11 protein-coding genes are annotated in these 10,871 nt (G+C 74.5%); 10 read left to right on the top strand and 1 reads right to left on the bottom strand.

Annotation, left to right across the window (positions count from 1 at the left end; translation table 11 throughout):
• The first annotated feature begins 96 nt into the window (after positions 1-96).
• The 3 genes from ACSNN9_RS25680 to ACSNN9_RS25670 all read left to right on the top strand — a co-directional run bounded on the left by ACSNN9_RS25680 (position 97) and on the right by ACSNN9_RS25670 (position 2,822).
• Positions 97-1,425 (top strand): ferredoxin reductase family protein, encoded by a 1,329-nt coding sequence (locus ACSNN9_RS25680; RefSeq protein WP_436675771.1) that lies wholly within the window; start codon positions 97-99, stop codon positions 1,423-1,425.
• 10 nt (positions 1,426-1,435) lie between these two features.
• Entirely contained in the window at positions 1,436-2,026 is a 591-nt protein-coding gene (locus ACSNN9_RS25675) for an FMN-binding protein (protein ID WP_436675770.1), read from the top strand.
• Between the two features lie 73 nt (positions 2,027-2,099).
• Positions 2,100-2,822, top strand: a complete 723-nt coding sequence (locus ACSNN9_RS25670) for an FAD:protein FMN transferase (protein WP_436675769.1) — start codon at positions 2,100-2,102, stop codon at positions 2,820-2,822.
• Positions 2,823-3,067: 245 nt separating this feature from the next.
• Here the strand turns inward: ACSNN9_RS25670 and ACSNN9_RS25665 are convergent, their stop codons facing one another.
• Positions 3,068-3,739: a bifunctional DNA primase/polymerase gene (locus tag ACSNN9_RS25665; protein ID WP_358093857.1), complete on the bottom strand. Its 672-nt coding sequence runs from the start codon at positions 3,737-3,739 to the stop codon at positions 3,068-3,070.
• A 242-nt stretch (positions 3,740-3,981) separates the two neighbouring features.
• Here ACSNN9_RS25665 and ACSNN9_RS25660 point away from each other — a divergent pair, with 242 nt between their 5' ends.
• The 7 genes from ACSNN9_RS25660 (at position 3,982) to mctP (ending at position 10,821) form a co-directional block, all read left to right on the top strand.
• Positions 3,982-5,208: a helix-turn-helix domain-containing protein gene (locus ACSNN9_RS25660; RefSeq protein ID WP_436675768.1), complete on the top strand. Its 1,227-nt coding sequence runs from the start codon at positions 3,982-3,984 to the stop codon at positions 5,206-5,208.
• A 16-nt stretch (positions 5,209-5,224) separates the two neighbouring features.
• Positions 5,225-5,797 (top strand): flavoprotein, encoded by a 573-nt coding sequence (locus tag ACSNN9_RS25655; RefSeq protein ID WP_436675767.1) that lies wholly within the window; start codon positions 5,225-5,227, stop codon positions 5,795-5,797.
• A gap of 174 nt (positions 5,798-5,971) precedes the next feature.
• Positions 5,972-6,802 carry a Nif3-like dinuclear metal center hexameric protein gene (locus ACSNN9_RS25650; RefSeq protein WP_436675772.1) on the top strand — a complete coding sequence of 277 codons (831 nt, stop codon included), beginning with the start codon at positions 5,972-5,974 and terminating at the stop codon, positions 6,800-6,802.
• On the top strand, positions 6,799-7,536 hold the full coding sequence (locus ACSNN9_RS25645; RefSeq protein ID WP_436675766.1) for a zinc ribbon domain-containing protein: 738 nt from the start codon (positions 6,799-6,801) through the stop codon (positions 7,534-7,536). Before ACSNN9_RS25650 ends, ACSNN9_RS25645 begins: the two co-directional genes overlap by 4 nt.
• Before the next feature lie 3 nt (positions 7,537-7,539).
• The gene (locus ACSNN9_RS25640; protein WP_436675765.1) at positions 7,540-8,760 is read left to right on the top strand and encodes a bifunctional RNase H/acid phosphatase; all 1,221 of its coding nucleotides are present in this window, start codon (positions 7,540-7,542) and stop codon (positions 8,758-8,760) included.
• Between the two features lie 163 nt (positions 8,761-8,923).
• The gene (locus tag ACSNN9_RS25635; protein ID WP_436675764.1) at positions 8,924-9,166 is read left to right on the top strand and encodes a DUF3311 domain-containing protein; all 243 of its coding nucleotides are present in this window, start codon (positions 8,924-8,926) and stop codon (positions 9,164-9,166) included.
• Positions 9,166-10,821: a monocarboxylate uptake permease MctP gene (gene mctP / locus ACSNN9_RS25630; RefSeq protein ID WP_436675763.1), complete on the top strand. Its 1,656-nt coding sequence runs from the start codon at positions 9,166-9,168 to the stop codon at positions 10,819-10,821. Before ACSNN9_RS25635 ends, mctP begins: the two co-directional genes overlap by 1 nt.
• Positions 10,822-10,871 lie beyond the last annotated feature (50 nt).

The raw sequence follows: 10,871 nt of genomic DNA, 5'->3' as shown, positions 1-10,871 counted from the left end.
CATGGCGGCGTTCTTCACCGACCTGGGGGAGCGCTCCGCCGACGTGACCGTCATGGTCTCCAGCGAGTTCGGCCGGCTGCGGACGTACGCCCGCTGGTGCCGCCGCGACGCGGACCCGGCGGCCGGCGGCTGCTGGCCGCGCTGCTCGTCGTCGGCCTGCTCGCCAGCGTGCTGCCCTGGTGGCTGGACACCCCGGCCAACTCGCTGCGGACGACGGCCGCCACCCTCACCGCCGCCGGCCGGATCACCGGGCTGGTCGCCGGCTACCTGCTGCTCGTGCAGGTGCTGATGATGAGCCGCCTGCCGGTGCTGGAGCGGTGGGCCGGCGGCGAGCGGATCGCCCGCTGGCACCGCGACGTCGGGGCCACCCTGCTGGTCGCCGTGCTCGCGCACGCGTCGCTGATCCTGGTCGGCTACGCCGACCTGGAGGACAACCCGGTGCTCACCGAGGCCGGCGTGCTGCTGCGCGACTACGAGGACATGGTCTCCGCGTTCGCCGCCGCCGGCATCCTGGTGCTGGTCGGCCTCACCAGCGTCCGGGCGATCCGCACCGCGCTGCCCTACGAGCTGTGGCACGCCCTGCACCTGTCGAGCTACGCGGTGCTGCTGCTCGGCTTCGCCCACCAGTTCAGCAACGGCGCGCAGCTGTTCCGCCCCGGCCCGGTGCGCACCTTCTGGATCGCGATGTACGCGCTGGTGCTCGCCGCCCTGCTCTGGGGCCGGGCGGTCGCGCCGCTGGCGTTCAATTTGCGGCACCGGCTGCGGGTCGCCGACGTGGTCGCGGAGAGCCCGGACACCGTCTCGATCTACCTGACCGGGGACCGGCTGGAGCGGCTGGAGCTGCTCGGCGGGCAGTTCTTCCGCTGGCGCTTCCTCGCCCGGGGGTGCTGGTGGCAGGCGCACCCGTTCTCGGTCTCCGCCGCCGCCAACGGCCGCTGGCTGCGGCTCACCGTCAAGGTGGTCGGCGCGCACACCGCCGACCTGCGCGACCTCGAGCCGGGCACCCGGGTCTGGGCGGAGGGCCCGTCGGGCACCTTCACCGCCGCCCACCGGACCCGCGAACGGGCCCTGCTGATCGCCGGCGGCAGCGGCATCACCCCGATCCGGGCGATGCTGGAGGAGTTGCCACCCGGCGCCGCGCTGATCTACCGCGCCCGCACCCCGGCCGACGTGCTGCTGCACCGGGAGCTGGACTGGCTCGCCGAGGCGCGGGACACGGCGATCTGGTACGTCGTCGGCTCCCGCCACGATCCCGGCCCCCGCCAGGTGATGAGCCCGGACGGGCTGCGCCGGCTGGTGCCCGACCTCGCCCGGCGCGACGTCTACCTCTGCGGGCCGCCCGGCCTGGTCGAGCAGTCGCTGCGGGTGCTCCGCGAGGCCGGCGTGCCCCGCCGGCAGGTCCACGTCGCCACGTTCGAGCTGTAGGAAGGCCCCCATGCGTCGCGCCCTGCTCGCGATCACCGGCCTGGCGGCCGGCACCACCGCCATGGTGGTGCTGAAGGGCTCGCCGGGCACCAGCCCCGTCGCCCAGGACCTGCCGGCCGCGCCGCCGCCGGTGGTCCCCGCGCCGGCCGGTCCGACCCCGATCGGCGGGAAGGTCTCCGCCGCGCCGACGCCGGCCCGCACCACCGCGTCCCCCCGGCCCGGCCGCACCGCCACCCGGGAGCCGGCGAGCCGGCCCAGCGCCACCACCAGGGCGCCGTCCGCGCCGCGCACCACCACCAAGCCGCCGCCCGCGCCGACGACCCGCACCGTCACCGGGCCGGTCGTCGAGAACGAGTACGGCAACGTGCAGGTGCAGATCACCCTGCGCGGGACGCGGATCGTCGACGTGGTGGCCCTGGAGCTGCCCGAGGAGACCGCCCAGTCCGACCAGCGCAGCGAGCAGGTCGACGGCCGCTACAGCGGCAGCTCCGGGCTGGTGGTGCAGCGGCAGAGCGCCGACGTGGACACCGTCTCCGGCGCGACCGCCACCAGCACCTCGTACAAGAGGTCGTTGCAGGCCGCGCTCGACCGGGCGACCTGACGTGCCGGCGTCGGCGGCGTCCGGCGGGCGCCCGCCAGCGACCCGGCCGGGGCTGCGCCGCGTGGAGCAGGTCATGGGCACCGCGATCAGCCTCGACCTCGCCGACGACCTGCCCGCCGCCGCGCTGGACGGGCTGGCCGGGGACGTCTTCGCCTGGCTGCGCGAGGTGGACGCCCGGTTCAGCACGTACCGGGCCGACAGCGAGGTGTGCCGCGTCGACCGGGGCGAGCTGCCGCTCGCGGCGGCCGGCGCCGACCTGCGGGCCGTGCTGGAGCGCTGCGCCGACCTGTGGAAGGTCACCGACGGCTTCTTCGACGCGTACGCCACCGGGCGGCTCGACCCGTCCGGCTACGTCAAGGGCTGGGCGGTGCAGGTCGCCTCGGACCGGCTGGTCGCGGCCGGGGCGGCGAACCACTGCCTGAACGCCGGGGGCGACGTGCGGGTACGCGGCCACTCCCCGACCGGGCAACCGTGGCGGATCGGTGTGCGGCACCCGTGGGACCCGATGGCCACCTGCCTCGTGCTCACCGGCACCGACCTGGCCGTGGCCACGTCCGGCGTCTACGAGCGCGGCCACCACGTGCTCGACCCGCGCCGGGGCGTGCCTGCCCGGGGGCTGCGCTCGGTCACCGTGGTCGGGCCGGACCTCGGGCTGGCCGACGCGTACGCCACTGCGGCCGTCGCGATGGGCCAGGCCGGCATCGGCTGGCTGGACGGGCTGCCCGACCACCAGCACGCGGTCGTCACCGACGACGCCCGCCTCCTGCACTCCGCCGCCCTGCCCCTGGCCGGTTGAGGGTCAGCGGAAGAAGCGGGTGGTGGCGGGGCGGGAGCCGAGGGGGCGCGGGCGGCCCGGGCGGGAGCCGGCGGGACGGGTGACCGGCCAGCGGCGGCGCGGCCGGTGGTGCCGTGGTGGCGGTTCCGCACCGTCCGGCTGGCGCGTGGTGTCGTCCGTGGACATGTAACCCCCGCTCCCGGCGCGGGTGCGCCGTCGCCGTGCTCAACGAGCGCCGGCCCTCCGGCGTCGCTGTCGAGCCGCCGTCACATGCCCCGGCGCGGCAGCGGCAGGTGCCCGGGGAGCAGGTCGGAGGTGACCGTGACCCCGGTGGCCCGCAGGGCCTCGATCAGCGCGTTCTGCACCAGGTAGGAGTCGGGCAGCTGCCAGCGGGCCTGTTCGGGCGCGACCGCCCAGCGGACGGTGCCCTCCGGCAGCCGGGTCGGCGGGGCGGGGATCCACGAGCCGGGGCCGTGCCGCACCACGTGGAAGCAGTGGTCCAGTTCGGGGCGGAGCGGGTCGCCGGGGCGGACCAGGAACATCCAGCGGCCGGTCGGGGTCACCAGCACCGGCCCGCGTACGCCGACGCCCGCCGGGTGCGTCCGGACCGCGTCCAGCACGTGCCGGCCGAGGTGCGTGGGGACCTCCAGCACGTCGAACGCCCGCCCGGTGGGCAGCAGCACGCCGTGGGGCCGGGTGCGCCACCAGGTCGCGACCCGGGCCGGGTCGGCGCTCGCGGCGTGCTCCCAGTCCTCCAGCGCGGGATGGCAGCCGACCGTCGGGCAGCCGGCCCGCCCGCAGACGAAGCGGCTGCGGGCGAGGCAGGCGCCCGGGGTGACGTCCCAGCCGTGCAGGGCGTACCGTACGGCCACCCGGCGCAGCCGTACCCGCTCCAACGGGGACAGTTGAACGACGCGCGGCGCGACATTCCCCCACATGTGCCATCTCCCCTCGCCGGACCCCGGCCGGCGCCCAGGTCGCATGTCGAGCACCGTCACTGCCGTAACCCGCGATCGTTGAGCTGACGAACGGCTTGTGCAACTTGCACGAAAACTACGAGAACTGGCTGTACGGCTGACGCACACGCTGTGCGACCAGCGAAAACCTGAGGCCGACGGATCGCCGCACCCGGGACGACCGGCCGGCACGCCCGCTCAAGCGCATGGGGAGGGACGGGTAGATGGACGAGTTGCCCATCGGGCGGCGGGTGGCCTACTGGCGGGGACGGCGCAAGATGTCGCAGCAGGTCTTCGCGGACCGGCTGGGCAAGTCGAAGAGCTGGGTGGACAAGGTCGAACGTGGCGTGCGTCGGCTGGACAAGTTCTCCGTCCTCTACGAGATCGCCGACATCCTCCAGGTCGACGTGCAGCTGCTGCTCGGCAAGGACCCGGAGCGGCGGACGGACGCGCTGAACTGCATCGACCAGGTGGAGGTGCAGGAGATCCGGGCGGCCCTGGAGCGGTACGACTCGATGAGCGCGTACTTCGACGCCGCGCCGTACCCGCCGCCCCTGGCCGACATGCGCAAGGCCGTCAACCACGCCTGGCTCACCTACCAGTACGGCCGGTACGGGATGCTGACCCGGGCGCTGCCGAAGCTGCTGCGCGACGCCCAGGCCGCCGACGCCGGCTACGGCGGCGACCAGGCCCGCGAGGCGGCCCACCTGCTCGGGCAGGTCTACCAGATCGCCTCGTCGGTGCTGCGCAAGCTGGGCGAGTGCGACCTGGCCTGGCTGGCCGCCGACCGCTCGATGGCGGTCGCCCAGCGCGCCGACGACCCGCTGCTGGCCGGCATCGCCACCACCCGGGTCTGCAACGCGCTGGTGGCGATGGGCCGGCCCCGGCCCGCCCTCGAACTCAACGTCACCATCGCCAACCGGCTCGCCCCGGGCGGCGGCAACGAGGCGTCCCCCGCCCTCCTGTCGGTCTACGGGATGCTGCTGTTGCAGGGCGCGATGGCCGCCGCCCGGATCGGCGACTCCGCCACGGTCGGCGACCTGATCAACGGCGCGCAGGAGGCGGCCACCCTGCTGGGCGGCGACCAGAACCACTACTGGACCTCGTTCGGGCCGACGAACCTGGAGCTGCACCGGGCGGCGGCGGCGGTCGAGCTGGGCGACGGCGGCCGGGCGGTGGAGGTGCACCAGCGGATCCAGGAGCCGGCGTTCAACGCGCTGCTGCCCGAGCGCCGGGCCCACCACCTGCTCGACATCGCCCGGGGCTTCGCTCAGGTCGGCGACGTGGCCAACGCCGGCGAGATGCTGCTGCGCGGCGACCGCCTCGCCCCGTCGGAGATCCGCTGCCGGCCGATCGCCCACGAGGTGATGTCGGACGTCCTGCGTCGCACACGTGGTGCGCCGCCTTCTCCGATTGCGGAGTTGGCTGAGCACATGGGAGTTGGGGTATGAGCGCGGAGCCGGCCTGATGACCGGCCCGCGCCCGAGCAGCGAGCGCCGCGAGGTGCTCTACGTCATCGCCTGCGGTTCGCCGCTGGCCCGCCACGTCGGCCGGCTCGTCGAGCTGGCCCACCAGGACGGCTGGGACGTCTGCGTGGTCACCACGCCGGACGGCGCCAAGTTCGTCGACCGGGCCGCGCTGGCCCGGCAGACCGGCCATCCGGTCCGCACCCACTACAAGAATCCGGGCGACCTCGACGTGCTGCCACAGGCCGACGCGATGATCGTCTGCCCGGCGACGGTCAACACCGTCAACAAGTGGGCGGCCGGGATCACCGACACGCTGGCCCTCGGGCTGCTCGTGGAGGCGCAGGGCATGGGCGTGCCGGTGGTCGCGGTGCCGTACACGAACGCGGCGATGGCGGGCCATCCGGCCTTCCTCGCCGGCATCGCCCGGCTCGCCGAGTGGGGGGTCACGGTGCTCTTCGGCGACGACGTGTTCCCGTTGCACCCGCCGGGCACCGGCGAGCGGCACATGCACGCCTTCCCGTGGGCCGTGGGCCTGACCGCCGTACGGGACCGGCTCTGCTCCGTCGCCTGAGGCGCGCCGAAGGGTCCCTGGCTGACGTACGGCGTCAGCGGGGGGACCCTTCGGCGCGCCAGGGCGGTGGCGGGGACACGCCGTCGCGTCGGTGGGCGACGCCCCCGGCCACGGCCCGCGCCGGTAAGCTGGCCCGCCGTGAGCACCAACGCAGTCCCGCCGACCGTCGCCGACGTGGTCGCCGAGCTGGAGCGGCGCTACCCGCCGGCCTGGGCCGAGGACTGGGACCGGGTCGGGCTGGTGCTCGGCGAGCCGTGCGCCCCGGTGCGCCGGGTCCTCTGCGTGGTCGACGTGGTGCCGGAGACGGTCGCCGAGGCGCTCGACGCCGGCGTCGACATGATCGTCGCCCACCACCCGCTGCTGCTGCGCGGCGTCTCCTCGGTGGCCCCCACGACCTACAAGGGCCGGATCGTCCACCGGCTCATCAGGTCCGACGTGGCGCTGTACGTCGCGCACACCAACGCCGACGTGGCCGCCCCGGGGGTCTCCGACGCCCTCGCCGCCCGGTTCGGGCTGACCGCGCTGCGCCCGCTGCACCCGCCCGCGCCCGGCTCGCCCGCGCACGGCGGCGGCCGGGGGATCGGCCGGATCGGCGAGCTGCCGGAGCCGATGACCCTGGCGGAGCTGACCCGGCACGCCGCCGCCGTGCTGCCCGCCACCGCCTGGGGAGTTCGCGCCGCGGGGGATCCCGGGCGTATGGTTCGTACCCTCGCGGTCAGCGGCGGCGCGGGGGACGGCTTCCTCGCCGACGCGACCGCGGCCGGGGTGGACGCGTTCCTCACCGCCGACCTGCGCCACCACCCGGCCGGCGAGCACCTGGCCGCCGACGGTCCGGCCCTGCTCGACGCCGCCCACTGGGCGACGGAACGACCGTGGCTGGACGACCTGGCCGCCCTCCTGCGGGAGGCGACGGGTGTCGAGACGCTGGTGTCCGACCTGGCCACCGACCCGTGGACCGTACACGCCGCCCCACCCGCGGTGGACGACAAGGAGCCCCGACCGTGAAGGCTGACCCCCAGGTCCAGCGCCGCCTGCTCGACCTCCAGGCGATCGACACCGCCCTCGCCCAGCTCGCCCACCGCCGCCGTTCGCTGCCCGAGCGGGCCGAGCTGGACGCGCTGGCCCGGGAGCTGTCCGCGCTGGAGGACGAGCGGGTCCGCGCCCAGGTGGCGGTCGACGACCTGGACCGGGACATCGCCCGCATGGAGAAGGACGTCGACCAGGTGCGGGCCCGCAAGTCCAAGAACGAGGCCCGGCTGGCCGCCGGCAGCGGCCCGGCCCGGGAGTTGGAGGCCCTCCAGCACGAACTGGTCTCGCTCAACCGCCGCCAGGGCGACCTGGAGGACGCCGAGCTGGAACTGATGGAGCAGCGGGAGACGGCCCAGGGCGTGCTGGACGGCGTCGAGAAGCGGCTCGCGGAGGTGCGGGAGAAGCGCGACGCCGCCGAGCGGCGCCGCGACGAGAGCCTGGCCGAGATCGCCAAGGAGGAGGAGTTCAAGCGCGGCGCCCGCCAGCCGCTGGCGAGCGACCTCCCGGCCGACCTGGTGCAGCTGTACGACAAGATCCGCGAGGACACCGGGCTCGGCGCGGCGCTGCTGACCGCCGGGCGGTGCGGCGGCTGCCGCCTGACGCTCTCCGGCGCCGACGTGGCCCGGATCCGCAAGACCGACCCGGACGAGGTCGTCCGCTGCGAGGACTGCCGGCGGATCATGGTCCGCACCAACGAGTCCGGCCTGTAGCCCGTGGCGCCGCGCGTGGTCGTCGTCGAGGCCGACGGCGGGTCCCGGGGAAACCCCGGCCCGGCCGGCTACGGCGCGGTGGTCCGCGACGCGGACACCGGTGAGGTGCTGGCCGAGCGGAGCGAGTCGATCGGCGTCGCCACCAACAACGTCGCCGAGTACCGAGGGCTGATCGCCGGGCTGGAGGCCGCCGCCGAGCTGGGCGTCGCCGAGGTCGAGGCCAGGATGGACTCGAAGCTGGTGGTCGAGCAGATGTGCGGCCGCTGGCAGATCAAGCATCCCGGGCTGCGCCCGCTCGCCGCGCAGGCGGCCGGGCTGGTGAACCGCTTCGCCGCGGTCCGGTTCCAGTGGATCCCCCGGGAACGCAACCGGCACGCCGACGCCCTCGCCAACGCCGCCATGGACGCCGCCGCCGGCAAGGCGCCGACCCGGGCGGCCGTCGCGCCACCGCGCGTCGTGGAGCCGCCGCGCGAGGTCGCCGGCCCCGACTCGCCGGCCCGGGCGCGGGCCCGCGAGGTGGCCGCCCGCGCCGCGTCGGCGACGACCACCGGCACCGACCCGGCCACCGCGCCCGCCTCCTGGGAGCCGCGGCCGAGCTTCACCGCCACCCGGCTCGTCCTGGTCCGGCACGGCGAGACCGCGTACACCGAGCAGCGCCGCTACTCCGGCCGCGGCGACGTGCCGCTGTCCGAGCGCGGCCGGGCGCAGGCCCGGGCCACGGCCGCCCGGGTGGCCGGGCTGGCCCCGACCGTCGCGGCCGTGGTCAGCTCGCCCCTGTCGAGGTGTACGGCGACCGCCGAGGCGATCGCCGAGGCGCTCGGCGGCGTGCCGGTGCGCCGCGAGGACGACCTCGTCGAGTGCGACTTCGGGGCCTGGGAGGGGCGCACCTTCGCGGAGGTCCGCCAGGAGTGGCCGGGGGAGATGGACGCCTGGCTCGCCTCGGCCCGGGTGGCCCCGCCGGGCGGCGAGTCGTTCGCCGACGTCGCCGTGCGCTGCCGCCGCGCGGTCGACGGGCTCTGCCGGGCGTACCCCGGGGAGACCGTGGTGGTGGTCTCGCACGTCTCGCCGATCAAGCTGGTGCTGCGCGACGCCCTCGCGGCCGGTGACGGCTTCCTGCACCGGCTGTTCCTGGACGCGGCCGGCATCTCGGTGCTCGACACGTGGCCCGACGGCGGCGTCGCCGTCCGCACGGTCAACGACACCGCGCACCTCGCCGCGGTCTGAGCCGGGCGCGGCCGGCCGTCCGGCCGCCCCGGCGTCGCCGTTCGGCGCACGCCGTCCGCCGTTCGGCGCAGCAACCTCCACCGGTCGAACGTGACCGGGCTCACAGGGTCGTAGCCTCCGGCCGTCATCAGTGCCGATCTACGACACGCGGAGGTTTGTCGCAATGGCCGCACCCGAACCGGAGGCGCCCACAGCGGCGCGGTCCAGGGCGAAGGACCACAGCCCCTGGAACTGGTTGCTCTTCATCCCCATCGTGGTGCCCCTGATCCCGGTCCTCTTCAACGCCGACTCGCCCCGGTTCCTCGGCTTCCCGCGCTTCTACTGGCTCCAGCTCGCCTACATCCTGCTCGGCGTGGCCACGACCACGCTGGTGTACCAGATGACGAAGAAGCGGGGTGGCCGCTGATGTGGCGCGACCACCTCACCGAGATCGTCGTCTTCTCGGTGCTCTTCCTGCTGGTCAGCGCCATGGGCTTCGTGGCGGCCCGCTGGCGCGCCCCGAAGGACATGGCCCACCTCGACGAGTGGGGGCTGGGCGGGCGCAACTTCGGCGGCTGGATCACCTGGTTCCTGGTCGGCGGTGACCTGTACACCGCGTACACCTTCGTGGCGGTGCCGGCGCTGATGTTCGGTGCCGGCGCGGCCGGCTTCTTCGCCGTCCCGTACACCATCGTCATCTATCCGCTGGTGTTCCTGGTGCTGTGCCGGCTCTGGTCGGTCTCGCACCGGCACGGCTTCGTCACCCCGGCGGACTTCGTCCGCAAGCGGTTCGACTCGCCGGTGCTGGCGCTGCTGATCGCGATCACCGGCATCGTGGCGACGATGCCGTACATCGCGCTGCAACTGGTCGGCATCGAGGCGGTGCTCAAGACCATGGGGGTGACCGGCGAGAGCACCCTGGCCCGGCACCTGCCGATCATCGTCGCCTTCGCGATCCTGGCCGCCTACACCTACCAGTCGGGGCTGCGCGCGCCGGCGCTGATCGCGTTCGTCAAGGACACCCTGATCTACATCGTGATCCTGGTGGCGGTGCTCTACCTGCCCTACAAGCTGGGCGGCTGGGGCGAGATCTTCGACGCCGCGGACGCGAAGTTCGACGCGTCGCCGAACCCCAACGACGGGGTGCTGCTGGGCGCCAACAACCAGCTCCAGTACGTCACGCTGGCGTTCGGCTCGGCGCTGGCGCTGTTCCTCTACCCGCACAGCATCACCGGCGTGCTGGCCAGCCGGAACCGCGACGTGATCAAGCGGAACATGTCGGCGCTGCCCGCGTACAGCCTGCTGCTCGGCCTGATCGCGCTGCTCGGCTTCATGGCCATCGCGGCCGGGGTGAAGCCGCTGCCCGGGTCGAAGGAGGGCACCGTGGACAGCAACACGGTGGTGCCGGTCCTGTTCGACCAGCAGTTCCCCGACTGGTTCGCCGGCGTGGCCTACGCGGCCATCGGCATCGGCGCGCTGGTGCCGGCGGCGATCATGTCGATCGCGGCGGCGAACCTGTTCACCCGCAACATCTACAAGGAGTACCTGAAGCGCGACGCCAGCCCGGCGCAGGAGGCGAACGTCTCCAAGATCACCTCGTTGGTGGTGAAGGTAGGCGCGGTGGCCTGCATCGTCTTCCTCGACCCGCAGTTCTCCATCGACCTCCAGCTCATCGGCGGCGTGATCATCCTCCAGACGCTGCCGGCGGTGGCGCTGGGTCTCTACACCCGCTGGTTCCACCGCGGCGCGCTGATCGGCGGCTGGATCGCGGGCATGGGGCTGGGCATGTGGATGCTCTACCAGATCCCGAACGCCGCGACCGGCCGCAAGCACTTCGGCGGCTCGGCGTTCCCGCTGGCCGACTTCGGCTTCGACACCCCGAAGACGATCTACGTCGGGATCGTGGCGGTGCTGGTCAACCTGGCGGTCGCGGCGCTGCTGACGGTGGTGCTGCGGGCGGCGAAGGTGCGCGACGGCGGCGACGGCACCACGTCGGACGACTACTTCGCCGACGAGGGCGACCCGCGCGTCGTGCCCGGCCCGCGCGCCGACGCCGACGCCGCCCCGGAACCGGTCGCCTGAGCCTCGCCCGGGACCGCGTCGCCCCCGGCCGGGGATGGACGCGCTTCGTA

The sequence above is a fragment of the Micromonospora sp. URMC 107 genome (assembly GCF_051386315.1).
In the GTDB taxonomy this organism is placed as follows: domain Bacteria; phylum Actinomycetota; class Actinomycetes; order Mycobacteriales; family Micromonosporaceae; genus Micromonospora.
Note: the sequence above shows the minus strand (reverse complement) of the source record. Positions and strands in the feature narration are given on the sequence as shown.

Excerpts from the sequence above, each read along its gene's own strand:
- ACSNN9_RS25655 (WP_436675767.1), top strand. The coding sequence starts at position 5,225 with ATGACCGGCCCGCGCCCGAGCAGCGAGCGCCGCGAGGTGCTCTACGTC.
- ACSNN9_RS25665 (WP_358093857.1), bottom strand. The coding sequence starts at position 3,739 with ATGTGGGGGAATGTCGCGCCGCGCGTCGTTCAACTGTCCCCGTTGGAG.
- ACSNN9_RS25670 (WP_436675769.1), top strand. The coding sequence starts at position 2,100 with ATGGGCACCGCGATCAGCCTCGACCTCGCCGACGACCTGCCCGCCGCC.
- ACSNN9_RS25675 (WP_436675770.1), top strand. The coding sequence starts at position 1,436 with ATGCGTCGCGCCCTGCTCGCGATCACCGGCCTGGCGGCCGGCACCACC.
- mctP (WP_436675763.1), top strand. The coding sequence starts at position 9,166 with ATGTGGCGCGACCACCTCACCGAGATCGTCGTCTTCTCGGTGCTCTTC.
- ACSNN9_RS25660 (WP_436675768.1), top strand. The coding sequence starts at position 3,982 with ATGGACGAGTTGCCCATCGGGCGGCGGGTGGCCTACTGGCGGGGACGG.
- ACSNN9_RS25635 (WP_436675764.1), top strand. The coding sequence starts at position 8,924 with ATGGCCGCACCCGAACCGGAGGCGCCCACAGCGGCGCGGTCCAGGGCG.